The sequence below is a fragment of the Paenibacillus xylanilyticus genome (genome assembly GCF_009664365.1).
Classification (GTDB): domain Bacteria; phylum Bacillota; class Bacilli; order Paenibacillales; family Paenibacillaceae; genus Paenibacillus; species Paenibacillus xylanilyticus_A.
On the sequence record NZ_CP044310.1, the window covers coordinates 3,908,455 to 3,935,454 of the forward strand.

Consider the following 27,000-nt stretch of genomic DNA (forward strand, 5'->3'; position numbering starts at 1 on the left):
TTTAACGTCAATATGACGATAAATTAAAGGCACTTTTCATTAGCTTTAGGGATCATTTCTTGACATCATTGCCTTGATAGACCAGAAAGGTATCAAATTTTAAGAATACTAGAGAACGGGGTGTGGCCGTGTACAATCTCTTAATCACGGATGATGAAAGCGAAATTCGCAACGGTCTGAGTAACTATTTCCCTTGGCATGAATTTGGATATCAAGTTGTCGGGCAAGCCTGCGACGGGGAGGAAGCACTCGCCTTTATCGAGGAGAAACCTGTGGACGTGCTTCTATGTGACATCCGGATGCCGTCCCTATCAGGCATTGATGTAGCAGAGCGGCTGTACCGACAAGGCTCAGGGGTCAAGGTTATCCTTTTAAGCGGCTTCAAGGAATTTGAATATGCACAATTGGCCGTACAGTATGGAGTCAAACGCTATTTGACAAAACCTACTAAATACGTGGAAATTGCTGAAGTGTTTGGACATCTCCGAAGTGAAATGGATCATGAGAGAATGCCTGCTCCTTCCCCTTCTGCATCGTCTGCGGAGAGCGGCCTGGCGGATCACACCATCGAGAAGGTTAAGGCATACTTGCAGGATAATTTGTCTGCTGCCACCCTGGAGAACGCTGCAAAGCATGTTTATCTTAATCCCTTCTACTTGAGCAAATTTTTCAAGACCAAGACCGGTGAGAACTTCTCCGATTATGTCATGAAACTTCGTATGCATCGTGCGGCGGAACTACTTAAGACCACCCACTGCAAAACGTACGAGATCAGTGAAATTGTCGGGTATAGCAACGCCAAAAATTTCACCAGGATGTTCCGGAGCTTCTTCGGGGTGACTCCCAGAGAATACCGGAACGAAGATTAATTTATGGTCACAACAGCTGTCCGTTTTTTCATCAAGAACCTGCTGACCTTTCTTTTGCCCATGCTGATCCCGCTCGTTGTTCTCAGTGCTCTGTCCGCGTTCCTAACCCAGCAGTACGTCGTTCATGGTATCAAAAGTAACAACATGAACATGCTGAAGCAAACCAAAGAGAACATTGAACTCCTGTTCAATGAACAGAACGCTCTGAACCTGCATATCATCGCCAGCACAACCCAGTTCATGAACCTCAAGGATATGCTGAACAAGCCCCTGCCATCGGCAGAGGATTACCAACAACTGGCCGTTCTGAAAAACTTTATTGATTCACCCTCCATCGCCAGTTCCTATATTGATTCCATCTATATCTATCTAAATAACGATAACCAGCGCTACATTTCGTCCGTTACTGGAGGTTTTATCGAGCTTGGAGAAGATCCGGATCACCTCTGGTTTGATAGCTATCAAAAGCATGCACATCACGAAGAGATCTGGACGGAAAGCCGGAAGATTCCACGCTATAATTTGAACGACGAGATCGAATATGCAGACGTCATTACCATGTACCGCCATTTTAAGGTGTCGGATGACAATACCGGTGTTATCGTCCTTAATATCAAACGTGAGTACATTGAACGCAGGCTGAATGATCTCGCTACCGCAAAAGGACAGCTGCTTGCCGTTGTGGATCAGCAAGGCTCTGTTATCTTTCACAATAACGCCAAGTACGAGCTAAGTTCCGAGGAAATGCAGCAGGTCATTTCGAGTAAGAACAGCTCTGTTACGACGCAAACTTCGAATGAGGAAGCCTTGATTCACATGATCTACTCTGAGACGTACGACTGGACATTCATTTCCGTCACGCCGAAGCAATCACTTTACACCGCGCTTACTCGTCTGCTTCGCATTGGAGCTGTACTGATGGTCATGGCGCTGGTTGCTGCCCTTTTGCTCGCCTTCCAGCTCACCAAGAAGAATTATGCGGATCTCAAGATCATCATGTCCATTCTAAACGCGGCAGAGAAAGGCAAGCCGCTTCCCTTGCATCGTTCAAAGGGGAATAACGTCTACAGTCAGATTATTCGCAGCCTGTTACAGAATTTTATTGAGCACAATTACATGCGCGTTCAACTTTCGGAAAGCCAGTACAAAACGCAAGCTGCCCAGTTCGCTGCCCTGCAATCACAGCTCAACCCTCATTTTCTCTACAATACGCTGGAGACAATACACTGGAAGGCTGCTGGATACACGGACGGGCCGAACGAACTAACGAGCATTGTAGAGCATTTGTCCGACATTTTGCGATATTCCCTGGATGGGCAAAATGGACTTGTGCCGCTTAACGTGGAGATTGCAAATACGAAGAGCTACATCGCGATTCAGAAAACAAGATACGGGGAGCGATTTGATATTTGGTGGGAATACGAAGAAGAGCTGGAGAAATACCAGGTGCTTAAACTGATCTTTCAACCGCTGATCGAAAACAGCCTTCAGCATGGCTTAAGTCGTTCGGATCAGAAACTGGCCGTAAAGATCAAGATTCAGCGCCATGGTAACCTGCTGCGTTTGGCCGTCATCGACAATGGCGATGGCATATCGGAGGAGCGGATGGTCGAGCTGCGTACAAGGCTGTTTAGTGACACAGCGGATGCGAACCACATCGGTTTGATTAATACACAGAGAAGAATACAGCTTGCCTATGGTCATCGAAGCGAGCTGTGCATCAAGAGCAGACCCGGCCGTGGAACTCTGATAGATATCAAGCTTCCAATCAGTTAATTCCCGCGCAGTTCGTCAAGAAGGAGCCGTTTTCTTTTATCCAATCCTTGTTCAGAAAAAAAGAAACCCGCCCCGGCGGTTCGCCGAAACGGGATGTTATGGATACTAGTTGTTTGCATTTTCCTTGGTCACCAGCTTCAATTCTGCCGGGATGGACTTCTCCACCTGTTTGCCTTCCAGGACATCGAGAGCAGCTTGTACGGCCAGCTGGCCAATCAGTACCGGCTGCTGAGCAACGGTCGCTGTCAGCTTTCCATCCTGAATGGATTTGATTGCATCGTCGTTGCCGTCAAACCCGATCACTGGAATGTCTTTGCCCGAGCTTTGAATCGCTTCAATCGCACCAAGTGCCATCTCATCGTTATGGGCAAATACAGCCTGTACATCCGGATTTCCCTGCAGCAGGTTTTCCATCACATTCAAACCTTTGGAGCGGTCGAAATCCGCCGATTGTTTGGCAACCACGTCAAGCTTCTGGTCAGCCACCTCGTGGAACCCTTTACCCCGTTCACGTGTAGCGGAAGCTCCTGGCACACCTTCAAGTTCAATGACTTTAGCACCTTCACCGAGCTGTTCAACGAAATATTCGGCTGCCATCTGTCCGCCTTTGACATTATCGGATGCTACCAGAGCCGCTACCTCACCTTTGTCTGCGGAACGATCCAGTGTAATTACGGGAATGCCTACGCTGTTGGCAGATTGAACTGCCGTAGAGATTGCCGCGGAGTCCGCCGGGTTAATCAGGAGTGCATCAACGCCCTGCTGAATAAGGTCATCCACATCGTTGGTTTGCTTGGCCGAATCATTTTGTGCATCGACAACGATAACCTCAATGCCTTGCTTTTGAGCTTCTGCGACGACTCCGTCTTTCAATGAAACGAAGAACGGATTGTTCAGTGTTGAAATCGAGAGACCTATTTTCTTCTGTCCTTTATTTCCGGCACCGTCCGGCTTCGCCCATTCAGGGGGCTCCAGAGAGCACCCGGCCAGAACAATGATCATAATCATGCTTACAAGTGTTAATGTCCATTTTTTCATAGTTGTTTCTCCCCTTAAGCCGTTTTCTTGCGGTCCAGCAGGACAGCAATCGCAATGACGACACCTTTGACCACCATTTGATAGAAGGAGTTCACGCCGAGTAGGTTCAAACCATTGTTCAGCACGCCGATAATCAGAACACCAATTAATGTGCCCACGATCCGTCCGCGTCCACCCGTCAGGCTTGTTCCGCCCAGAACAACGGCTGCGATCGCATCCAGTTCATAAGAAGTACCTGCTGTTGGCTGTGCGGAATTCAAACGAGATGTCAGAATTGCACCTGCTAGAGCTGCCAGCATTCCTGCAAGGGAATAGATCATGATCTTCACACGTGTGACTTTGATACCCGAGATGATGGACGCTTTCTCATTACCACCGATAGCATACGTTTTGCGGCCAAAAGCCGTTTTATGCAGAATCGTCCATAGAATCACGAAGGTAATCAACATCGTTATGGCAGGTACCGGAATGCCTAGCAGATAGCCGCGTCCAAACAGTTGGAACAGCAGACTGTCCCCGAGTCCTGTGATCGGATTACCATTCGTATATACCAGCGTTAAACCGCGGAATATGGTCATTGTCGCCAATGTTGCGATAAATGGAGCCATTTTACCCTTCGTAATCATGAGTCCATTCACCATACCCATCACACCACCAAGTGCTACCCCAATGATGATGGACAAAATCGGATCCAGGCCAGACAACATCATGTTTGCGACAAATGCGCTGGATAGAGCCAGTATGGAGCCAACGGACAAGTCGATCCCGCCGGTCAGAATGACAAAGGTCATACCGAAGGCAATCAGTGCATTAATCGATACCTGACGCAGCAGGTTCAAGATATTAAGCGGTTCCAAGAAGCTTGGATTCAGTACGGATACGATAATAATAAGAATGATTAAACCAAGCAGCGGTCCTAATTTCTGTGTTACGTTGGATAAGCGGAATCCCGTTCCGGTTGTTTTGTTGTTCTGCATTGTTGTCATTTCACTGTCCCCCTGTGGCCAATGTCATAATGTTTTCCTGTGTTGCTTCTTCCCTGGCCAGCTCTCCGCTGATCTGCCCTTCATGCACAACCACAATTCGGTCACTCATACCGAGCACTTCAGGAAGCTCCGAAGATACCATGATGATGGCGACGCCGCGTTCTGTCAGCTCATTCATCAACTGATAGATTTCACGTTTCGCTCCGACATCCACACCTCTGGTTGGTTCATCCAGAATGAGCACGCTTGGTCCGATGCCCACCCATTTGGCAATAACAACCTTCTGCTGGTTGCCCCCAGATAGGTTACGCGCAGCTGTCTCCGAAGATTGCGTCTTGATCTGCAGACGCTTGATCAGGGTATCGACGAATTCCTGCTCTTTTGGAGCTGAAATGAACCCTTTACTGGAGAAGCTGAACAGATTGGTCAGCGCCATGTTTTCCCTAATCGAGAAGTCCAGTACAAGCCCTTCATCCTTACGGTCTTCTGTTATGAAACCGATGCCGTGTTTCACTGCATCCGAAGGTTTACGAATGTTTGCTTTTTTGCCACGGACCAAGACTTCTCCACTGTCCAGGGTATCCAGACCAAAGATCGCTCTCATGATCTCTGTTCGTCCCGAACCCATGAGTCCGGAGAAACCAACAATCTCACCTGCTCTTACATTGAAGCTGACATGTCGGAACAGTCCCTTAATGCTTGCGTCCCGCACTTCCAGAACCACTTCACCATAAGAAGGATTACGAGCCGGATATCGCTCGGTCAGCTCCCGTCCAACCATTTTCCGCACCACTTCATCGAAGCTTGTCTCAGGAATAGGCTGGGTATCTACCGTCCTGCCATCCCGCATGACCGTGATTCGGTCGCAGATGGTGAAGATCTCCTCCATACGGTGAGAAATGTACACAATGGATACTCCGTTTTTCTTCAGTGCAGTAATCACATCAAACAACTTCTGAATTTCGCGTTCCGTTAACGCTGCAGTGGGTTCATCCATAATAATGACCTTCGCATCTGTCATCAGCGCCTTGGCGATTTCTATCATTTGCTGCTGTCCAACAGAGCATTCTCCTGCGGGCCGTTCGAGCGGAATTTGTACCGACAGCTTGGCGAATTGTTCTGAAGCGAGCGCTTTCATTTGTTTTGTATTGAGCAACCCTAAGGAAGAAGTCATCTCCTTACCGATGAAAAGATTATCGAGCACCGTCATTTCGGGCCAAACGTGAAGCTCCTGATGAATAAATGCGATACCTAACTTCTCTGCTTCCTTCGGACCGCCAAAGTAGGTTTCCTTATCATCAATGGAGATCGTTCCCTGGTCACGCTGGTGAAGTCCGATCAAAATGTTCATCAGCGTGGATTTGCCGGCTCCATTCTCACCCATCAGGGCATGAACTTCACCTTCCCTCAGTTCGAAATCCACTCCGCTTAACACCTGGTTGGTGCCAAATGCTTTATGAATGTTGTGCATCTGAATATGCATCATGCAACCTCCTTTTAACCAAAATGGACTCCTGCTTGTAAAATGCAATTGGCATAGGGTGTAGCTTCACCTGTACGAACGACTGCTTTAACCTGCCGGGTTAGTGCTTTGAATTGTTCGTGGTTGATGGAAGCGTCAATGGCATCGTTGCCAAATTTATCTGTAACGAACTTCAGAGCTCCCGGATTGCCTTCCTTGATCTCTTCTGCCACGATTACTCTCTCAATGACCATGTCGTCTGCGATCAGTTCAACCACTTCCTGAAAGCTTGGCGTTCCGAGTTTCAGAGCCACATCAATCTTGAGCACTCCTTCCGGAACGGGGAGACCCGCATCCGCAATGGCAATCATGTCCGTATGACCCAAATCAGATAATATTTTAGAAATGTGACTATTTAGTATGCCATTTCTTTTCATGATAAACTCTCCTCCACTTCGTCTCTCGTCGGCATGCCGCCCTGTGCTCCAAATTTGGTCACGGACAACGATGCGGCACGATTGGCGAACCGTATGCTCTCCTGCAGCGGCTTGCCTTCCGCTAAGGCGACCGCAAGTGCAGCATTAAATGTATCCCCTGCACCGGTGGTATCCACGGCCTCCACCTTATATGTTGGCACCAGGATTTCTTCTGCTCCGTCAAAGTAACGAACACCCTTGCTGCCTTCCGTTATGAACAGCTTGTTAGGGTATTTGCGCAATGCCTCAGCCGGGCTCATGCCTTGAAACAGGATTTCGGCTTCATGCTCGTTCGGCGTGATGTACGCGGCATTGTCAATGACTTCCTGCGGCACTGTTCTCGCTGGAGCCGGATTAAGCAGCAGTGGCGTTCCGTATTCAGCACACAGGCTGCTCACACGGACAACGGTTTCTTCCGGAATTTCCTGCTGGATCAGTACGATATCGGCATTGCGGATCGCTTCCGCCGCTTGGTTAACATACTCGGGAGTGACTTCGCGATTGGCAGCTTCAACAAATACAATGCTATTATCGCCTTCCGCCAGTATGATATGAGCCGTTCCGCTTTCTGAATGTGTAACCGGTTTCACATTTTGCGTATTTACAGCATTTGCTTTGAAATTATTCAAAATGTCTTGACCAAAAGCATCGTCTCCTACCCGGCCAATCATCATTACCTCACCACCCAGTCTTGCAGCAGCAACCGCCTGATTGGCTCCCTTACCGCCAGGTACCGTTTTGAAACTTTCCCCGAGGACGGTTTCACCCGCCCCCGGACGTCTTGAAGAAGTAACGACCAGATCCATGGAACTGCTTCCGATTACGCATATTTTAGCCATCTGAATTCACCTTTCTCGTTGTGCCTCGTTCGATAAAACTTACGGGCATCTGTATGTTTTTGTTCTCGATTGGAGCTTGTTCGACAAGCCCGATAAGTAATCCCGCCGCTTCCCTGCCCATCTCGTAAGCAGGCTGGCGAATGGTTGACAATGCGGGTGATAACAGGCTGCTCATCGGAATGTCGTCGAATCCGATTACTTGCACATCGTCAGGAACCTTTCTCCCGATTCGCGAAGCCTCATGCAGTACTGCCATAGCTGCAATGTCATTGCTGGCAATGATCCCATCCGTGTCAGCATATTTGCTGAACAGCTCTTCTGCCCATAATCCCGCTTCGTTAAAAGAGAACGAGGTCGTCTGAATCACATGGTAATCCAATCCGGCATCCCGGATGATTTCAATGGCTCCCTCGAACCGATCCTGTGCTGGTTTGATATGTGAGGGACCCTGCATAACGGTTATCCTACGACTACCGCGCTTGATGATCTCTCTCGCGGCCAATCGTCCGCCCTCTCTTCCGTCCGCATAGACCGAAGGACTATCGAATGCAGTCCTGTCAAGAAACACCACAGGTATTTTTAATTTTTCATATATTGGAGAATGAGGGTAGTTCGTGGATGAAATCACACCTACTACGTTATTTTGGATAAACGTCTGGATGTAATCCTGCTCCTTCGATTCATCCTCATCACTATTTCCGAATATCAGCCTGAAATCCTGCTCCTGCATCCGATCCTCTACACCCCTAGCTAACTGTGGGAAGTAAGGGTTTGCAATATCCGGCAGCAGCAGACCAATCAGTTTGGACTTACGTTTATATAATGAGCGAGCTACTTCATTAGGGGAGAAGTTAAGCGCCTTCACGGCATCTTCTACTTTCTTGCGAGTATCCGCATGTACATAACCCCTGTCATTGATGACCCTAGATACGGTGGCTACTGATACACCAGCCAAATTCGCTACGTCTTTGATTGTTGTCATGAATTTGTTCTCCTTATGTGTAACCGGTTACAGAAATTAAATTATCACATCTCTTTTTATTTGACAATCATTTTTTTACTGGGAATTTATCCAAGTTGTTTTGTGTTTCCTAATGTTTTTGATTATCCGTAGACAAAAAGCCACGGTTTACGTGACTTTCTGTCCGTTTCAATGATTATTTCCGTTGTTTAATTCTCGATGCTGGCGAGTGTAATTTCAAATGATGAACCGATATCACCAGCAAAAACAAGGGTGCCATTCTTAGGAAGAACTACCTCGTTTTGACCGCTGACCACGGTGTGATTAATGGAAATACCCGCTTGATTATACACGGTAAAAGCACCTTTTGAAGGCATTTGGACCGTCATAATCTTACCTGCGGCTTTCGCCGGGATCGAGTACCAAGTGGCATAACCATTCGTCTGGATCGTTGTCTTCGACTGATTTCCGGAATAGAGCGCCTTCACTGCGTCCTGGCTCGCATAAACTTTGCCCCCTGCTGAGACATATTCCACTCCGTTTTCCTTGAAGAATTCGTATTCCATCGTATCACGACCGGCCAAACCGGGGATTTGCAGCTCGTTCACAGCGAGGTTGGCATCTATGATTGTATTGGTGTATACCAAGCCTGGCATCTCGTCAGAGAGACGAATCGGGATGATCGGTGTAGCACTGTCATATACCGTTGAAGTGTATTTCTCGTTCACAAGAAAGTAATTCTTACCTTCACGTTTCTGCCAGGCTGCCGCTACATCCGGGGACAATTCACTCGTTTCCAGCTTCTCAGCCTTATATTCGGAAGAAGCGATCTGCCCAAGCCCAGGCATGGACTGATACGAGCGTGACCATAAATAGATATTCCCGTTATCTTCTTCAACGAACATCAATTTTTCCGTACCTTCATCGTTGGTAAAAGTTCCATCTGTGGTATATGTGTACTTTTGTTCAGCACTATTCGGTGTTAAAGGCGCGGACAAATTTAGTTGTCCATCAGCCTGCACATCAATATTCAGTAGCGAGCTGGCTCCACCTCCATAGATGCCCGAATACGCTGATAATCCCTTAGGCATCGTTGCGCTTACAGGCGTCCCGAATGACTTATCCGGCTTTCGTTCCGTAATGATATCCTTCTCCTCAAGTGCACCAAGCAGCAGTTCCGTTGCAATCAATTGATCCATTGTGCTTGTTCCTCCCGATGAGGTGACGGCTGCAGCCATGTTGTATTCCGGAAGCACAATTAAAGAGGAATGATACGAAATCGTATTTCCGCCTTTGGCAACGGCCTGGATGCCATATTCATTGAAAGGGAAAAGGTTTACACTATCCCAGCCCAAGCCATAAGAAATGGACGAATCTGCATCTTCCGGCCACATGCCATTCTTGTATTCTTCTGCTGCCATGGCTTCTGCCGATTCACTCGAGAGAATACCTTTGACCTCTCCCGTGAAAATTTGCGCAAATTGAACCAAGTCTTCGGCTGTGGAATAAATGCCTCCCGAAGCAATCATATTTGTGTTTTCTTGTGGAAGTTGTCCGTTGTGCAGGGCTGAATACGTCACGGCCATTTTGTTGTCACTAATCAGATCCTGTGGCGTTTTGGTGTTGTTCATACCCAAAGGCTCGGTAATATAGTGGTGCATGTATGCAGTAAAACTCATTCCACTAATTCGCTCAACCAGAATCTCGGCTAACGAAAAGCCGTCGTTACTGTAAACCGAATATGCTCCGGGGTCTGCCTTCAGCTTTTGCGTTGCGAGTTGATCCAACAATGTATCATGTGCGTAAGTATCGTTATCCCCGAACAGGATCGCACTGCTGCTTGAAGTTCCAGGAAGTCCGGAGGAATGATTCAACAGCATTCGCGCCGTGATTTCTTTGTAACGTTCATCCTCCATTTTGAAATCAGGGACATAATGTATGACTGGTACATCCAGATCAATTTCCCCTTCATCGACCAGCTTCATCACAGCAGTAGTAACTACCATTTTGCTAGTTGAACCTATGCCATAGATCGTATCTGCGGTGAGAGGTACAGCGTTATTCATGTCATTCTTGCCGGCTTGCCCGGAAATTACGATTTCACCATCATGTATGAGTGCATATTGCACGCTTGTTGTGCCATAGTTATCGGTAAGAATTTGGGCTTTCTCCATCACTGCTTTTTTAGTCATCTCGTACGTAACATCGTTGACGTTACTTACCGGCTCAGCCATAGCAGACATTGGAGCAAGTGTGGTAAACACCAGCGTTACGGCTGTAATTAAAGTTCGTTTCTTGATGGACAAAATTATCATCTCCTGTTTTTTTCTGTGTTGGCTACCATCAGGTGGCGTCTAGATAAGTGTACTTAAGGAAAATGTACTGCCCGTGTCATCCATATGAACTGAACATGAACTACAAAAAAAGCCGCGAATGCGGCACTATCATGACACCCATCAACGTCGTTATTGAAGTTTCCAAATATGGATACAATCTACTCTGATTCTACTTTCGTTAGATTCTCGAATATTTTTTGTTGACTTTTACTCATGGATAATGAAGTTCGTTTTAACATTTGGGGAGTGCAAGTGCAGCTTGATTGCAGGTCGAAACAAGGTACGGAAAATGGTTTTATTATTGTGAATTTTTCATATGTTGAAATATTGTAATTATAGAGCTAAAAAAGAACCTTCGGAATCACATTAAAGTGATTTGAAGGTTCTTGAATTTTTCATATACGCATCCGACTAGTTTCCCAGTGCGTTTTCCATCGTTTGTTGCTGTTCTCTCGCCTGTAATCGTTGATGTGCTATCCACAAAAAAGGCAATCCGCATACAGCACTTATTGCAATTGGTGCAAAGACAAGCATTGGCTCGTTAGCCCCGAAGCTGTCCAGCAAAAAGCCGCCCAGGATTGGAGCACTGACATTGCCCAGATTGTTGAATCCGATCATGCCGAAATATGTGCCTTTCAGTTCCGGCTTCGCAATCCGATCCACCAGAACATCCATCAGCGTAAACATGAGTACTTCGCCTACCGTAAAAATAACAACTGCCGCCACCAGCATCCATGGACTTTGTGCCAATCCAAACAGCAGCAGACTGACAGCTACCATAATATTGCCTGTAATGAGCGGTACTACAGGTGGAAAGCGACTCGCGATACGAACCACCGGAAATTGAACGGCGAGAACAACCACTGCGTTTAAGGAAAGCATGTATCCAAACCATTTCGCACCATCTGTCATATTCGGGTTAATCGCCATGAACTGAGGTAGCGTCGAGCTAAAGTGTCCGTACCCGAGCACACAAAAAATAGTCCCAATCAAAACAAACATAAAAACAGGATCTCCACTTGTAATGCGGAATGCTTGTTTCAAACGGATCGGCTCCGCTGTCCCCGTGCTCTGCTCGTCCTGCTTCAGAGGATGAAGAATAAACTGAATTATTAATAGAATACCGTAAGCTATGTATACTCCTCCAGCCACCAGAAAGGACAAATTGGAATCCGATAATCCCAAATACAGTCCCAGCAGCGGTCCGAACACAACACCCAGGTTTATCGCTGCATACCTCAGATTGAATACAAGCAGCTTGTTTGACGGTGGTGTGATATCCGATAACAACGCCCTGGATGTCGGTTCAAATAACGCCCGGCAAATGCCGTTAAGTGCATTCATGATAAAGAACAGCCAGATCTGGTCCGATAGGGCAAACCCTATAAATACGAGCGCCCAGCCAAATACTGACATGAACAACACTTTCTTACGACCAATCCGGTCAGAGATGTACCCCCCATAGAAACTGGCAAAAACACCGACGAGCGCGCTCACGGCCACGATTATGCCTGTCTGAGTTGGCGAAGCCCCCATCTGCTGTGTCAAATAGATGGACAGAAATGGAATGCTCATTGAAGTTGCCATACGTCCAAAGATGGTACCGACGATAATCGTCCATGCCAATGGATGAATTTGTTTTAACTGTGAAGCCATGCTGTTCCCCCTTGTTGACCACTCCTGATTTTACATGTTCTTATAAACATATGTATGAATTCTATTATACGGCCCATGGACTTATTAGAGGGACATTTTATTTAGTAAACAGACTTGACTTTTTACGTTTAGGCTTAATCCTCACTCTTTTTTTCGTCAAAGGCTTACACGGTATCTATATCTCGTGCAGATACACAGATAATGTTTATTATTCTGAATTTTTCATATGTTGAAATATTATAATTATTATATTTTCAAAATTTTCTTCTATTGTTTTGGCAGGTATGTCTCCTTTAACTTTGGAGCTTGGAAGCTTGGATTTCATTAAAAAAACCGCCCGAGGGCGGCTTTCAAAAGTCGACGGTTCTCTGTCGAACCGTTCGCTCCATTCTTTCATTACGTACGTCCGGTCCAATCCGCTCCGGCAACTTCCTTCCATCTTGTTCTGATTTCATCGTACAGTTCCTGCGGAAGAGCCCCTTTGGCGACCAGATCAGCATTTTGCTGCCACCGGTTGGGCTTCGTTGTTCCAACAATAGCCGTATCGACTCCCTCCGTACTTAACGTGAAACGAAGGGCCGTTTCAACCGCCGCTTGTACATCATTACCTGCAAGAAAACCGTAGCCCAGCTCCTGCAACCGTCTCCAATATACGAATGGATAGGCATCTTCGGGGAGCGTGTCAAACGTCCATGCCGCATTGGCAATCGGTCGTTTGGCAATGACGCCCATGTTTCTTTTTCTCGCCTCCGGCAATGTCAAATCAATCGCTTCCTGGTCTGCAATATTTAGCGAAGTTTCCAAACTGTCGAACACCCCGGTTTCAATCGCGTATAGCGCGTCCGTTTTGTCCCCACTGTACCCGATAAACCTGGTCTTTCCGGCTTCCTTGGCGCGCTGCAGCACTTCAATTACCGCCCCTTGCCGAAGAATTTCTTCAGAGCAGCTATGCAAATGAATGACATCCACATACTCCGTTTTGAGTCTTCTCAGGCTGCGGTCAATCGTTTGCTCCAGCACCTTGGCGTCCCAATCAGGTCCATCCACCCCGGCAGCATGTCCGCATTTGGTAAACAAATAATAATCATCACGCCGATGCGAAAGTACATCTCCAATCAGTTCCTCACTGTTCCCATAACATTCGGCGGTATCAATGACATTCAATCCGGCATCCAAAGCGGTATTCAGAAGTGTTTCCACGTCTTGTTTGGATACGTTGCTTCCGATTTCGGATCCGCCAAATCCGAGCGTGCTTACTTTCATGCCTGTGTTTCCATATTCGCGCAGTTCCATGATTGATTCCTCCGAGCTTCGTTAATATAGGTACAACTTATGAAAGATTGACAACTTTATGGGTTATTACCCGTTAGACGAACATCGCACCCACTTTAGATCTATTTGTCCAATAAACATTTAAAATCCGTATAAGAAAAGTGCCCTCTGTTCTTGTCCATGAAATATCGGATCTAATCGTGTCACACGCTCCTAATTCAATCCAATATGTATAGTGACAGTCGATTAGGTCCTCACACACGTTTACGTTACAAAAAACTGGCTCGGATTACCGAGTTCCGGATGAAATTTCTCACGAAATCTTCCTCCTGTGTAGGCTCCAATCACTTTCCTCCAGAACGCCTGAGCGATCACATTGTTGCGCACCTGCGTTACTTTCCATCTTCCCGGAAATCGATGAAACAGCTCATGTGCCGCTTGAGTCCCTATTCCGCTCCGCCGATATTTTTGCATAACAAAGAACTCGGTCAAATAATAATCGTTATCCTTACTCCCAGGCTCGAAGCGTTCCACCAGTGCAAAACCGGCCGGGGCTCCATCACACGTGATGAGAAAAGCAAATTTACGCCCTTCCTCCTCCCAAAATGCTTCCAAACCGGGATACTCCGGAAAAATGCCATTGCTGTCCACATCGATATTCAGGTATTTTGTAAAATCATATAGATAAAACTGCATTAAATGCCGAATTACCTGACTCCGTTCCCGGGGAACCAGCTCGATTTGCATATTCATCCGGTTCACCTCCTCTGCTTAACTTATACTAGTTACTTTAAAGGTTTGTACCGCGAAGGGCAAGAATACCGCCCTCCTCTGCTCTATTCCGTGAACAGGCTGTGACCAAGCAAATTATGGTACACTAGGACATAGACTATTCGAAGAAGAATTAACCAGGAGGTGCCGAACTTGACCAATGTGCAAAAAGAGATTGATCGACGCAAGCTGGATGACAAACTGCCTTCCATGCCTTGGTTCGTTCAGCAATTCATTGACTATAAGCTTCCCGATTTATCACCTTCTACCCTGCTCGAGTACTTAAGGGATTATGATACTTTTTTCAGTTGGCTGCGTGCTGAAGGTTTGTCCCAGGCTGAGTCTAACCGCGAAGTGACGTTAACTGAACTCGAAGTATTACGAATGGATTCGGTAACCTCGTTCCGATTGTTCCTCGCAACTAAACGCGAAGGAGCCAATTCGAGAATTACAGTATCCCGCAAACTGTCCTCTCTGCGCTCCCTCTTTCATTATTTGAGCCAAATTGCCGAAGATGAAGATTTCTATCCGCTGCTGAAACGCAATATTATGGCCAAGATTGAGATCAAACGCACACATAAGCCAAAGGACACCGCGGCGAAGCTCAAAGGAAAACTATTAGAGGATGAGGAGCTGCTTGAGTTTATCGGATATATCCTCGAGGGATATGCAGTCGATATGCAAAAAAACAAACAAGCCCTCTATTCCCATGAACTCAACAAAGAACGGGATGCTTGCATCGCCAGTCTTATTCTCAATTCCGGACTACGTGTATCCGAAGTGGTTAACCTGAATGTTGATGATCTGGATTTGAACAACAAATTGTTATATGTTTACCGCAAAGGTAACAATGATGAAACGTTCAAAACACCCGTATATTTCAGGGAGCAAGCCAAGGATGAACTAGCCAACTACATGCAGCTCCGGCAATCAAGATATCGCACACCCAAACGGGAAAAAGGATTATTCATTGCGCTTCGTAACGGTGAATCCGAAGGCAGCCGAATGACCAAACGAGCGATTCAAGCCATGATTATGAAATATGCCAAATGTTTTGGCAAACCGTATCTGACGGTGCATAAACTGCGGCATTCCTTTGCGACAGACTATTACCTGCAAAACGACATCTATAAAACAAAGGAACAGCTTGGGCATGCTTCGACAGAAACGACCGAAATCTATGCACATCTTACGGACAAAACGATGTCTGAAGCCATTGAGCGTCGTTCGGAAGGTACGGGGTCATAGGAGACACCCATACCAATTAAACAGCGGATACTTTTTACTGATAACCAGTAAGAATATCCGCTGTTTTTCGCTTATTCAATATAGTAATGATAACGAATACGGTAGAATTTGCTGATATGAAACTGCATTATTCTTTCGATCACACCAAATACTTTCCGGCTTATGACTGCGCTAAATTCACATGTTCCAGCAACCATCGGGCAATAAGTTCCGGTTCCTGCACAGCGTGCCAAACCACTTCGCTTATCAGATCAGGTTCACTCCCCGCAGCATGCAAGGTTTCTCTCGGAAACCAGGAAATAACCGCCATCACTCCCTTTAGCTTCTGAAGTATAGCGACATGCTGTTCCTCACGAATCATCACCAGTTTGGGGTAAGGTGCTGCTTTGTATCCTTCGATCAGAATCCAGTCATAATCCGATAGACGACTCAGCATCGTCTCCAGACTGGTTGGCTGCTGCTCGATGACAGCCGTTCGCTTCTCCGACATTACTACCACGGCGGAGGCTCCCGCCTGATGGAAACGATATGAATCGGTTCCTTCATGATCCATCTGGAAATGATCGTGTCCATCATGCTTAATGACGGCAACCCGTAACCCCTCCGAAGAAAGATATCTCGTGAGTTCTGCAGTTAAGGTGCTTTTCCCCGTATTTTTGTATCCTACGATCTGCACAATGTGTGGAAGTGTCCTCTTGTTGACCATGAGCCCTACCTCACCTGTCCACTTGGCAGCTTGAGTATGTGTACTTGTTCTCCTGCAGCAATCCCTTTCTTGTCAGGCGGAATGATGATCAGACAATCACTGTCCTTGATGGTAATCATGACGCTGGACTCATCCACTCTTGACGCAGCAGGCTTCGCATATACCCTGCCATCCCGAATCTCTGTGCGCCCCCGTACGAATCGCGTAAAATTGTTCACTTTTGTATATTCTTGATCCAGGGTCGCTGTCCACTCATCCAAATAAGGCCGGGAATCGTTTTGCATCATACGAATGGTAGGCCGTACGAACAGTCCGAATCCTACAAAACAAGCTCCCGGGTTACCGGATAGGGCAAATAGCAACTTCCCACTAACAACCGCAGCTGTCGTAACACTTCCTGGTCTCATCGTCACTTTATTAAACAGCATCTCCATGTTGCCTTCCCGTACCAGATCACCCATAATGTCATAATCCCCAACCGAGACGCCTCCTGTGGTGACGACAATATCGTTATGCTCGACTGCTTCTGCCAGTTTAGCACGAGCCGTATCCACATCATCGGCTATGGATCCATACATCACAGGTTCAGCACCTGCCTCCACGACCAAGGAACGGAGCATATGACTGTTGCTGTTACGAATGCGTCCAGGCTGCAAAGGCTCATGCACCTCCAGCAATTCCGTTCCCGTTGCAAAAATGGCGACTTTTGGACGTCTAAATACCGGTACATCGGCCACACCAAAAGTAGCCAATACGGATTGTTCTCCTGCCTGGATGATCGTTCCGGCTTCAAGCAGCAGTTGACCTTCCTGAACCTCCAGTCCAATTGGCGTTATATTGGCATTGGGCTGGATATGGCGTTTCAATGCAATCCATTGTTCTCCATCCTGTTCCCTGCTTTCGGTCATCTCCAGCATAACAACGGCATCTGCTCCTTCAGGCACTTGTGCACCTGTCATGATCCGCGCAGTGGTACCTGGAGTGATGGGTACATCCGATGTATATCCACATGGAATTTCATCAACGACTCGCAGCCAGACCTGTTCATCGCTGGTCGCATGAGTTGTGTCACTGCTGACAATGGCATAACCATCCATACCTGACCTTCTGAAGAAAGGGTATGGATGCGGAGCATGAATCGTTTCTGCCAGCGTTCGTCCATGCGCAGATTCCAAGGTTACTTTTTCAACTAAAGCTGTAGTAACATGAGGTGATATTCTGGCCTGAGCAGCCTCGACCTGCACGGCTGTACGGTTGAATTTGCCACTTGTCATATCATCTGAATGTGTATTGATTCTCAAAATGAAACGGACCTCCTTGGGACAGAACTTGTTTAAGAAAGTGTAGCGTGAAAGCAGGGGTGTGACAAGTACTCGCCTCGCGGGTAACATGAAACTGTGAGCTTATGCCCATAATAGGGGTAAGAACGGAGGAGCAGATATGAGCAACCGATGCGAATTATGCGGTAGAGAGCCTGTGGAAACAACAGTTCATCATCTCACGCCCAAGGAAATGGGCGGTACTTTCATGCCTACTGCTGATCTATGTATTCCGTGTCATAAACAAATTCATTCGCTGTTTACCAACCAGGATCTTATCCGTCTCCATTTAACAGACATTCAGGCACTACGAGAGAATGAACGAATGGCCCCATTTGTTCGTTGGATTCGCAAACAGCCACCTTCCACCATTCCCCGGACACGCAAATCCAATCACGTTCGCAGATCCTAATTCAAACGATACTTCCCCATATAAAAACAAAAAGAACAGCCACAAGGTGAGCTTGCGCATGGCAGCATTTATTCTGCCTTACCTTGTGGCTGTTCTCTATAAACTCTTCAGGCTGGCAGATCTCGTCTTTATCTTCGCCTCATGATTCGTCCGCCGCCTACCCTTGTTTTGGGTTTCTTATAAGAGCTCTTTGGTGAATTGAACAATCCACCGCTTTTGTTACGTTCGACGGTACCGGTGCTCGGTTCCTTTTTTCGGCTAAACAATCCACCGCCTGAACCTACACTAGTATCGGTGTCTCCTCCCCGCCGGGTAATGGATCCTTTTCGATCAACCGTGATAGGCGGAGCCGCCTTTTTGTCATTGCTTGTTGGTGCACGATAAGTACCTTGATTCGGTTTGTACGTATCACGATCGGTGTACCCTCTGTACTTTCCGTATCCGCTGCCGCCAAAGGAATCAAACAAATTGCCAATGAGCGTTGCGGTCAAATACCCCTGTAAAAAGGAAGAATCATAATTCTGGCGTACGTATTCCTTGGAATCCACCTCAATTAAGGTATCTTCCTTCTTGTTCGGGTCCTGCTGCAAATGATAATACTGGTCCTGATACACCAGGAACATCCGCTCTTCATTTTCCGCCGAGATCTGATCAGGTTTTCGCTGTTCCGATAATTCCTGAGCCACTTCCGGAACCGAACGGTCGGCAGCCCGATACACATAGGATGTCGTATTGCCACTGCCACTTACAGACTCAAGCGGATAAGTGTCCTGAACGGAAGGCATCCCGCACGCGGACAACAGGGACATGACAAGGCTGAGGACCAGCATTAATTTTAATCCAAGTGCCATGCGCTTTTTCATTGGAACCTCTCCTAGCTCGAACGAATCACTTTGATATCCGCAGGAAGAATGGACTCACCTTCATACAGAGTAAATCTTCTGTCTTGCCATTCCACACGCAGAAGCATGTTATCATCAGACTGGTACTGCCAAACCAATTGCTCTCCAGCCTGACCATAAGGTGTCCTGCCGGCAGTGGTAACCATTCCTCCATATTCTTCCTCCAGATGATACGCGCGTCCGTCCAGATCGAGTAAGGTTGGGACTTCGTCTGGTGCGTCAAGACGGCCATCAATTGGCGTATAGAGGGAATAACGTGTCAATTCTCTTTCTTCTACATGCAAATGTCTAAACGTTGTACCGTCCTGCAGTGTGAGTACCACCGCTTTTCTCGCACGATGCTGCACCCGCCCCACAACTTCATACGTAACGAGCGAGACCTCACAGATATCTCCAGGCTCAAGGTCCAGCATGGTTTTCTCTGCTCGTGGTGGTTCGGGTTTGGCTAGTATTCCTTTAATCCGTTTCCATACACTCATACCCATTACTCCCGTTCGTTATCTTATAAACAAGCTGCAATAATTAATGCGCCCACAATGTGCAAAGCACCGGAGAACAAGCCATATCCTGTCTTCCCTTGCTGAATTCCTGTGTCCAGATCAAGATTGGCCCATGTGCGAATCATAAAGTGTACAACGCTCTCCAGAATAAGCAGGATGACAAATGAAACAACCGACACAAGCAGCGCTTCACCCAGATGACCCGCAGTCGAAATCGAAGTGGCAAGCACATAGCCTTGAGCAAACAGCTTCATGACCATCCGTGTCGTAACCGCCATGTTCCCTGCCTTAACTTCCGCAAAATCCTTATACTTCGTAAACAATGAATCCACATACATCAAAACAAAAAGCAAAACCGAGCCAGATAACGTCCAGACCAGCATCGCCAAAATGTTCAAATCCATTTACACAGCCCCCACTTATCAACATGAACCGCATTTAAAAGCGAAGGAGAAACGCTGTCTCTCCTCCGCCAGTGAACCCTGCCTGAGATGCAAGGTTTAGTTCTTATTTTCGTACTGCTTCATGAGTGCCGCCAGTTCATCCTCAACGGCCTGATCTTTGCCGAGTTTCTCGAACTCTTCATCCAGTGATTTTCCTTTGGAAGACATTTCGTTGCTCGCTTCAGCCTGTGCTTCCATTTGCATCATTTTCTCTTCCATACGTTTCATGCCAGCACTAGCTGTATCGGAACTGAATCCGTTCAGCGCTTTGTTGATTTCGGTTTGTGCTTTTGCTGCATTATAACGCGCTACCAGCGTTTCGCGCTTATTTTTCATTTGTGTCAATTGCTTGCGCATTTCATCCAGCTTGCCGCGCAGATTGTCTGCAGCAGCCTTATTCTGATCATAGCTTGTTTTATATTCTGCCATTTTTACTTCGGCAGCTTTTTTCTCTTCCAGAGCCCGGCGAGCCAGATCCATGTTCTGTGCACGTGCTGCAGTATGAGCTTGCTCCTCACGTTTCTTCACCAATGCTTCCTGTTCCTCGAACAGCTGCTTGAATTTTTTCTCAATCGCGATTTGTTGTGCTACAGCCTTTTCTGCATCTTCCAGATCTTCCTGCATATCACGGATATATTGATCCGTCATTTTGATTGGATCTTCTGCCTTGTCAATAATGGCATTAATGTTAGACATCGTTAAATCACGCAAACGTTTGAAAATGGACATTATGGTATTCCTCCTAGTCGATATTACATCCTTGTATATAATCATACATACGTGGTAACCTTCATCCCGTTTCAATTTTACCAAAAAAAATCATAAAACACGATTCCGGCTTACCCAAAATCTACTATTTAATATCATTCGCCAGGGTTAAATGGTCTTCGAGCAGCTTCTCCGCCGTCTGTACGATCTCATCGATCTGTACACGTGTAATGGCGTCAAAATGAATCCCCATAATGACGGTTACGGTCACCTTAAGAGAATTTGCGGCCTTACGTGCAAGACGCTCACACAATTCCTGTTCCTTATGCCCTGGAATATGGACTGCCGTCCCCACCACGCGTTCTCTTTCCGGATAAAAGGTCGCCACAGCCCCTATATGAGCTTTCCCACCCGTGACCAAAAATATCTTATCTTCTCCAGCTTCAAAGACCTGCAAACGAACTGATTTCAAATCATACGTACTCATCCTAATCCACCCATCCTTTGTGTGTATATGTAATGGTGGAATTATGAGCTTATCGACTGAATTGGACAATGAAACTTCTCACATTTATGCATAATGAACCATCACCGCGGGCATACCAAAGAGAACGCAATTTGACAAGGGAGGCTATATCATGCGTATTCGCCTCATCGCATTCTCCATGTTGATCCTTATATTTATGAGTGGAAGCTATTTACCTGGACAAGTGCTGGCAAAAACCGATCCAGAGAGCATACCTGCTGCAGAGCCGGATTTATCTGAGGATGAACAGCTGACACTCGGTCAGCTCAGGCAGAAATATGCCGATACGTTCAAAACCAATGGGCCTTCAACCAGACAGGTAGCACTAACTTTTGATGATGTGCCTGATCCGCGCTTCACTCCACAGGTATTGGATATTTTAAAGAAATATAATGTAAAAGCAACCTTTTTTATTGTTGGCAACCGGGCAGAGAAACATCCCGACCTCGTCAGACGAATCGTTAGGGAAGGTCACATTGTTGGGAACCACAGTTACAACCACCCTGAATTCAGCAAGCTGTCTTTGAATGCTTTTCGCAAACAAATTCTACATACCGGCGACATTATTCGTAAACTGACCGGGTATACACCTAAAATGATTCGTCCTCCATACGGGGACATTAATGAGAAACAGCTGCAATGGGCCGCAAGACAGCAATACAGCATCGTCAACTGGAATGTGGATTCGCTGGATTGGAAAGGCCTCAGCAAAGAGGAAGTGAAGCAGAATGTTTTATCTGCAGTCAAGCCAGGCTCCATCATTCTTCAGCATGCGGGCGGAGGCGTGGGCTCCAATCTGTCCGGTACCATCGGAGCACTTCCGGAGATTATAGATGAACTGCGATGCAGGGGCTTCAATCTGGTGACTTTGGACGAAATGCTGCAATTGCCAAAAAGCAAATAATGGTTAGACGAAACAACACAAGTTATGAATTAACCATTTTGCGCGTGTTAATAAAGACAAAGGGTACCCTTATTTCACGTTAATCGTGAATAAAGGCACCCTTTTGCTGGCACTGATACTTATTTCAAGATATAAAGTTCAACATCCTGAAAACCGAATGTGCTCACTGACTTCTGGCTCCCAGGAATGAAAATATCAATTCGTTTTCCTTTGATCGCCCCGCCGATATCCCTGGCAGTAGCCACAAATGCCTGCTTAGGCAGCCCCGGATGGGAGTGACCTGTAACAAGAACCTTCGTACCCAATGGAATCACACTAGGGTCTACGGCAATTGTGCCGAGTTCAAGTGGATTGCCGAAGTAATCAACAGCACCCCATCCACCATTTTCGGAAGCGGCTGCAGAGTACGCTGTTGCTTTCACATCAATGGACTTACTGTAATCAAACGTTTTGCCCCAAGCTTGAACGACTTTATCGTCAGCATTCACATCAAGGCTAGCGGTCGTAATCGTTTTTGCACCCGTAGAGCTCTTCGCTGCTGGAGCAGCTGAGGCCGTGTTTGCTTTTCCAGGAATCGTAATTTTTAAACCACCATAAATGTTGTAAGGCGAAATATCACTGTTTGCTTTAACCAGTGTGTTCAGTCCAACTCCATATTGTTTCGATAAGGTATAGAAGGTATCCCCTTCTTTGGCCACGTGAACAGAATCAGCGTGAGCTGGAACGGCCTGAATGAGCATTGCTGCTGTCAGCAGGGCTGCTGCTGTTTTGGCTATAGTTCTCTTCTTAATCATGGTCTTCCTCCCTCATTGTGCCTGCGAAGTTAGTTGTCGGATTCGGATGGAGGAAACCACCCTATAGGTCTCTGTTACATTCGTCTTGCGTTATGTACCCCTAATTCACCCCAAGCAGCGTGCTTATCAATCTTCCCCTCCACGGTCTGCATCGTTACATCCTCCACACTTCCTCCTCAGGAAGTTTCGGCAGGAACAATATATCACAATTTTGTAACCAGGGACCGTAGTAAATGTTACCAACTGTTTTAAACAACACATAATGCTGCTTAGAAATAAGGATTTTTCTTATTAAAGAGCGATCAAGCAGCTATGGAACGATGACAGAAAAGTTACTTTTACAACAATGGATACTTATCCATGCACAAAAAACAACCCTGCAAACGTGACGTGAGCAAGGTTGTTTGATTTCGTTTTTTGTTCGTTCTTATTCATGCGGTTTACTGACTGGATCATGCTCAAAGGCTATGACAAGACTTTACCGAGGAAGTCACGCGTACGTGGATGCTTAGGCTGACCAAATACTTCATCTGGTGTCCCCTCTTCCACAATGACACCGCCATCCATAAAGATGATGCGATCACCGACTTCACGGGCGAAGCCCATCTCGTGGGTAACGATAACCATAGTCATGCCGCCTTCAGCCAGGCGTTTCATAACGTCGAGCACTTCACCAACCATTTCAGGGTCAAGTGCAGATGTCGGCTCGTCAAACAGCATCACATGCGGCTGCATCGCAAGCGCTCTGGCAATAGCAATCCGCTGCTTCTGTCCACCAGACAGCTGACTCGGATAAGCATCTTTTTTATCCAACAGCCCCACGGTTTTAAGCAAGTCTGCGGCAATCTGCTTGGCTTCCTGTGCAGACTGTTTTTTGACTTTAATCGGGGCAATGGTAATGTTTTGCTCCACAGTTTTATGCGGAAACAGATTAAAGTGCTGGAACACCATCCCCATTTTCTCCCGCGTTGCATTAATGTTGTGTTTGGGATCCGTGATCGATACGCCTTCGAAATTAATCTCACCTGAAGTAGGCTGCTCCAACAGGTTAAGACAGCGCAGGAAGGTACTTTTGCCTGATCCTGAAGGACCAATCACAACAACGACCTCGCCCTTGCCAATTGAGACATCTATGCCTTTTAGTACTTCGTTTTTGTCGTAGGATTTGTGTAATTGTCTAACGTCTATCACTTGCACTCAACTTCCTTTCCAGTCGACCCAGCAGCTTGGACAAAATAAATGTCAATACAAAGTATATGGCTGCTGCAATAAGGAACGGATTCATTCCTTGGTACGTAATGTTTTTGACTACACTTGCCTGATACATGATATCAACCATACCAATGACCGAGATAATGGAAGATTCCTTGATGATCGTTACGAATTCATTACCGATAGCAGGCAGCACAGCTTTGAAGGCCTGTGGCAAAATAATAAATCTCATGGCCGCGGCTCTACCCATCCCAAGCGAACGGGCTGCTTCCAGTTGACCGCGGTCAACGCCTTGAATCCCTGCACGGAAGATCTCTGCAAGGTAAGCACCACTATTGATGGAAAGAGTTAAGATACCCGCCTGAAGAGGCGAGAACGTAATACCAAATGTCAAGGCAAGACCATAATAAATAATCATCAATTGAACCAGCATCGGCGTACCACGAATGACTTCTACATAAGCCGTACCAATCCACCGCAAAATTGCTGTATCATGCATTCGGAACAGGCAAATGATCAAACCAATGATTACCCCGAAGATTACACCAAGTGCAGACAATAAGAGGGTATAACCCACGCCCGTAGCATAGAAGCTTTTGTACTGCCAGAATACTTCAAAAATATTTGGCGATGCGACCTCACGGTCTGCCATCAATTGACTGGCTTCCGTTACCATCTGATCAATTTTATTTTCACTCTTCAATCGTTCAAGCGTACCATTAACGGCATTAAGCAACTCCGTATTGCCTTTGCGAATCCCGATCGCTGCTGCTACTTGCTCTTCGTCCGGAACCGCAGGAGCAAGTCCAATCATATCGTCCAGGTAGCCTGCGGCAACCGTATCTTCTACGATTGCAGCGTTGATCCGCTTCGTCTGAAGTTGAAGCACAATGTCCGAGATTTTATCAAGAGACGTCAGCTTGACTCCAGGAATCTTCTGTCCGATCGTTTCCTGAATCGAACCTTTCTGTGCTCCGATTTTTTCATTTTCCAGTGCAGCCATGGTTGGGTATTTGTCTTTATCCTCATTGCGAACCATGATGACTTGTTTCGATTTATAGTAGGTATCCGAGAAGTCGATACTTTTTTTGCGGTCCTCTGTCGGTGTCATGCCTGAAATAACGATATCCACGCGTCCACTCTGCAAGGCAGGCAGCAGGCCGTCAAAACCCATATCTTCTATGACAAGTTCTACGCCCAGATCGGCAGCAATCTCTTTGGCAATGGCAATATCAAATCCGACAATCTCATCCTTGCCATTAATCACTTTATGGAATTCATATGGTGCAAAGTCGGCACTCGTGCCGAGAACCAATTTTTTACTGTCTGAAGTGCCCGTAGTTCCACTTGCCAGCGCCGAAGGAACGGCAGCCGTCAATAAAACGACAAAGGTCAACAGCATCATGGTGTAACGACTAATCAATTTCAACCCTGTTCTCCCCTTATAATACATTATGTGCTTCCTCATGTTGATGCCTGAGTCATTATAAAGTACAATGCATGATTATGCAATGAGTTTTCAACTTACAAATCCTGACTTGTTTCTGAAAAAACCAAGCAAACATGATATAATGACTAAATTATTTTCATTTTGCACGAAGGAGTTCACGATGACACATACTAAATCACAAATTTTGACGGTTATTGATCAATATGCTTCCCGTTTTAAGGAGATTTCATCATACATTGGTGCTAATCCCGAACTCGGGAACGAGGAATACCTTGCTTCTGCCCGCCTAAAGGAAGAACTGTTATTTCACGGTTTCGAAGTAGAGGCTCCCGTACTTGGACTGGATACAGCTTTTATCGGCACCTACGCTGCTGCCAAAAAAGGTCCAACCATAGCGCTGTTATGCGAATACGATGCACTTCCCGAGATTGGTCACGCTTGCGGCCATCATCTGATCTGTATGATGAGCCTGGGCGCTGCAGTCGGTCTAAAGTCCATTCTGGATGAAGTTGGAGGAACGTTGAAAGTATTCGGCACACCTGCCGAGGAAACTCGTGGCGCCAAAGTTCCAATGGCTGAAGCAGGTCTGTTTGATGATTGTGATGTCGCACTGATGGCCCATCCTTACTATGCTTATGAGAAATCGGGCAGCTCTCTGGCCATTGATGCTGTGCAATTCGAATTCTACGGCAAATCCTCTCACGCCGCGGCCAGTCCGCATGAAGGGATCAATGCTCTCGATGCCGTTATCCAAACCTTTAACGGCATTAATGCATTCCGCCAGCAAGTGAGAAGCACTGTCCGGATCCATGGTGTTATTAATAGCGGTGGTCAGGCTGCCAACATCATCCCCGACTATGCTTCAGCCCAATTCTACGTACGTGCCGCAACCAGAAAAGAGCTTAACATGCTAACGCAGCGTGTCATTCAGATTGCCGAAGGTTCCGCACTCCAAACAGGCTGTCGTCTTGTGACTTCGAATTACGAAACGTCGTATGATGAGATGGTAACCAATGAATCTTTATCTGCAGCGTTTAGTGAAAACCTCATGGAACTCGGTATTCCACAAGACGAGATCGTTAGCGGAAATGATCATGGCTCCATGGATATCGGTAACGTATCCTTACGCTGTCCTGCAATTCATCCTTACATTCGTGTCGTTGATGAGGTTCACACCCTGCACTCCATCGAATTCCGTGATCTGGCATTACAGGAGCGGGCACTCGATGGTATGATCTTGGGTGCAAAGGCAATTGCCGCAACAGCTTATGATGTGCTAACGAAGCCCGAGCTGCTGCAAACGATTCGAACAGAGTTTGAACAGGCTCTACGATAATATAAGTTTTAAGTTTACAGACACAACCAAAGAGGTGTTCTCTACAGATTGGACGGATATCACCCGGTCTACAGAAAACACCTCTTTTCTTTATTTTG

Annotated in this window: 26 protein-coding genes and 1 riboswitch; of the genes, 6 read left to right on the forward strand and 20 right to left on the reverse strand. The window is 46.6% G+C overall.

Translation table 11 applies throughout. The features are described from left to right. Positions 1–128: 128 nt before the first annotated feature. On the forward strand, positions 129–869 hold the full coding sequence (locus F4V51_RS17180) for a response regulator transcription factor (RefSeq protein ID WP_153978983.1): 741 nt from the start codon (positions 129–131) through the stop codon (positions 867–869). Between the two features lie 3 nt (positions 870–872). Further along, on the forward strand, positions 873–2,645 hold the full coding sequence (locus tag F4V51_RS17185; RefSeq protein WP_153978984.1) for a sensor histidine kinase: 1,773 nt from the start codon (positions 873–875) through the stop codon (positions 2,643–2,645). A gap of 105 nt (positions 2,646–2,750) precedes the next feature. Here the strand turns inward: F4V51_RS17185 and rbsB are convergent, their stop codons facing one another. From rbsB to F4V51_RS17235, 10 genes are all read right to left on the reverse strand, one after another. Further along, a complete protein-coding gene (gene rbsB, locus F4V51_RS17190) occupies positions 2,751–3,683 on the reverse strand; it encodes a ribose ABC transporter substrate-binding protein RbsB (RefSeq protein WP_153978985.1) in 933 nt (310 codons plus the stop codon). 14 nt (positions 3,684–3,697) lie between these two features. Next, a complete protein-coding gene (gene rbsC / locus F4V51_RS17195) occupies positions 3,698–4,660 on the reverse strand; it encodes a ribose ABC transporter permease RbsC (protein ID WP_390581965.1) in 963 nt (320 codons plus the stop codon). Positions 4,661–4,670: 10 nt separating this feature from the next. Then, on the reverse strand, positions 4,671–6,152 hold the full coding sequence (locus F4V51_RS17200) for a sugar ABC transporter ATP-binding protein (RefSeq protein ID WP_153980746.1): 1,482 nt from the start codon (positions 6,150–6,152) through the stop codon (positions 4,671–4,673). 14 nt (positions 6,153–6,166) lie between these two features. Beyond that, positions 6,167–6,568 (reverse strand): D-ribose pyranase, encoded by a 402-nt coding sequence (gene rbsD / locus F4V51_RS17205; RefSeq protein ID WP_153978987.1) that lies wholly within the window; start codon positions 6,566–6,568, stop codon positions 6,167–6,169. Then, a complete protein-coding gene (gene rbsK / locus F4V51_RS17210) occupies positions 6,565–7,446 on the reverse strand; it encodes a ribokinase (protein ID WP_153978988.1) in 882 nt (293 codons plus the stop codon). The genes rbsD and rbsK overlap by 4 nt, the downstream gene beginning before the upstream one ends. Next, complete coding sequence (locus tag F4V51_RS17215; protein WP_153978989.1) at positions 7,439–8,428, reverse strand: LacI family DNA-binding transcriptional regulator; 990 nt, start codon at positions 8,426–8,428, stop codon at positions 7,439–7,441. Before F4V51_RS17215 ends, rbsK begins: the two co-directional genes overlap by 8 nt. Before the next feature lie 188 nt (positions 8,429–8,616). After that, positions 8,617–10,722, reverse strand: coding sequence for a serine hydrolase domain-containing protein (locus F4V51_RS17220; RefSeq protein ID WP_236146580.1), 2,106 nt, complete (start codon positions 10,720–10,722; stop codon positions 8,617–8,619). A gap of 432 nt (positions 10,723–11,154) precedes the next feature. Then, on the reverse strand, positions 11,155–12,399 hold the full coding sequence (locus tag F4V51_RS17225) for an MDR family MFS transporter (protein ID WP_153978990.1): 1,245 nt from the start codon (positions 12,397–12,399) through the stop codon (positions 11,155–11,157). A gap of 396 nt (positions 12,400–12,795) precedes the next feature. Continuing rightward, positions 12,796–13,692, reverse strand: coding sequence for an aldo/keto reductase (locus F4V51_RS17230; protein ID WP_153978991.1), 897 nt, complete (start codon positions 13,690–13,692; stop codon positions 12,796–12,798). A gap of 243 nt (positions 13,693–13,935) precedes the next feature. Beyond that, positions 13,936–14,424: a GNAT family N-acetyltransferase gene (locus F4V51_RS17235; RefSeq protein ID WP_127536748.1), complete on the reverse strand. Its 489-nt coding sequence runs from the start codon at positions 14,422–14,424 to the stop codon at positions 13,936–13,938. 171 nt (positions 14,425–14,595) lie between these two features. Between F4V51_RS17235 and xerS the strand changes: the two genes are divergently transcribed. After that, on the forward strand, positions 14,596–15,690 hold the full coding sequence (xerS, locus tag F4V51_RS17240; RefSeq protein ID WP_095357422.1) for a tyrosine recombinase XerS: 1,095 nt from the start codon (positions 14,596–14,598) through the stop codon (positions 15,688–15,690). A gap of 160 nt (positions 15,691–15,850) precedes the next feature. Here xerS and mobB read toward each other — a convergent pair whose 3' ends face one another. Continuing rightward, on the reverse strand, positions 15,851–16,396 hold the full coding sequence (gene mobB, locus F4V51_RS17245) for a molybdopterin-guanine dinucleotide biosynthesis protein B (protein WP_153978992.1): 546 nt from the start codon (positions 16,394–16,396) through the stop codon (positions 15,851–15,853). A gap of 5 nt (positions 16,397–16,401) precedes the next feature. Beyond that, positions 16,402–17,670: a molybdopterin molybdotransferase MoeA gene (gene glp, locus F4V51_RS17250; RefSeq protein ID WP_153980748.1), complete on the reverse strand. Its 1,269-nt coding sequence runs from the start codon at positions 17,668–17,670 to the stop codon at positions 16,402–16,404. A 166-nt stretch (positions 17,671–17,836) separates the two neighbouring features. Here glp and F4V51_RS17255 point away from each other — a divergent pair, with 166 nt between their 5' ends. Further along, positions 17,837–18,127 carry an HNH endonuclease gene (locus tag F4V51_RS17255; RefSeq protein WP_153978993.1) on the forward strand — a complete coding sequence of 97 codons (291 nt, stop codon included), beginning with the start codon at positions 17,837–17,839 and terminating at the stop codon, positions 18,125–18,127. 128 nt (positions 18,128–18,255) lie between these two features. On the opposite strand, the gene F4V51_RS17260 is transcribed toward F4V51_RS17255, so the two are convergent. The 5 genes from F4V51_RS17260 to F4V51_RS17280 form a co-directional block, all read right to left on the reverse strand. Then, complete coding sequence (locus F4V51_RS17260) at positions 18,256–18,990, reverse strand: DUF4247 domain-containing protein (RefSeq protein ID WP_095286505.1); 735 nt, start codon at positions 18,988–18,990, stop codon at positions 18,256–18,258. Positions 18,991–19,001: 11 nt separating this feature from the next. Next, positions 19,002–19,508, reverse strand: coding sequence for a DUF4178 domain-containing protein (locus F4V51_RS17265; RefSeq protein ID WP_095286504.1), 507 nt, complete (start codon positions 19,506–19,508; stop codon positions 19,002–19,004). 23 nt (positions 19,509–19,531) lie between these two features. After that, a complete protein-coding gene (locus tag F4V51_RS17270; protein ID WP_095286503.1) occupies positions 19,532–19,933 on the reverse strand; it encodes a DUF350 domain-containing protein in 402 nt (133 codons plus the stop codon). 96 nt (positions 19,934–20,029) lie between these two features. Beyond that, complete coding sequence (locus F4V51_RS17275; protein WP_153978994.1) at positions 20,030–20,701, reverse strand: PspA/IM30 family protein; 672 nt, start codon at positions 20,699–20,701, stop codon at positions 20,030–20,032. 124 nt (positions 20,702–20,825) lie between these two features. Then, positions 20,826–21,167, reverse strand: coding sequence for a prenylated flavin chaperone LpdD (locus tag F4V51_RS17280; RefSeq protein WP_153978995.1), 342 nt, complete (start codon positions 21,165–21,167; stop codon positions 20,826–20,828). Positions 21,168–21,318: 151 nt separating this feature from the next. Here F4V51_RS17280 and F4V51_RS17285 point away from each other — a divergent pair, with 151 nt between their 5' ends. Beyond that, entirely contained in the window at positions 21,319–22,110 is a 792-nt protein-coding gene (locus tag F4V51_RS17285; RefSeq protein ID WP_153978996.1) for a polysaccharide deacetylase family protein, read from the forward strand. Positions 22,111–22,229: 119 nt separating this feature from the next. Here the strand turns inward: F4V51_RS17285 and F4V51_RS17290 are convergent, their stop codons facing one another. The 3 genes from F4V51_RS17290 to F4V51_RS17300 form a co-directional block, all read right to left on the reverse strand. After that, positions 22,230–22,904, reverse strand: coding sequence for a 3D domain-containing protein (locus tag F4V51_RS17290; RefSeq protein ID WP_153978997.1), 675 nt, complete (start codon positions 22,902–22,904; stop codon positions 22,230–22,232). Positions 22,905–22,906: 2 nt separating this feature from the next. Continuing rightward, positions 22,907–23,106, reverse strand: a riboswitch (cyclic di-AMP (ydaO/yuaA leader). Between the two features lie 263 nt (positions 23,107–23,369). Then, the gene (locus F4V51_RS17295) at positions 23,370–24,095 is read right to left on the reverse strand and encodes an amino acid ABC transporter ATP-binding protein (protein ID WP_153978998.1); all 726 of its coding nucleotides are present in this window, start codon (positions 24,093–24,095) and stop codon (positions 23,370–23,372) included. After that, the gene (locus tag F4V51_RS17300; RefSeq protein WP_397332670.1) at positions 24,082–25,521 is read right to left on the reverse strand and encodes an ABC transporter substrate-binding protein/permease; all 1,440 of its coding nucleotides are present in this window, start codon (positions 25,519–25,521) and stop codon (positions 24,082–24,084) included. The genes F4V51_RS17295 and F4V51_RS17300 overlap by 14 nt, the downstream gene beginning before the upstream one ends. Before the next feature lie 205 nt (positions 25,522–25,726). Between F4V51_RS17300 and F4V51_RS17305 the strand changes: the two genes are divergently transcribed. Next, positions 25,727–26,902, forward strand: a complete 1,176-nt coding sequence (locus F4V51_RS17305; RefSeq protein WP_153979000.1) for a M20 family metallopeptidase — start codon at positions 25,727–25,729, stop codon at positions 26,900–26,902. Positions 26,903–27,000: the final 98 nt, after the last annotated feature.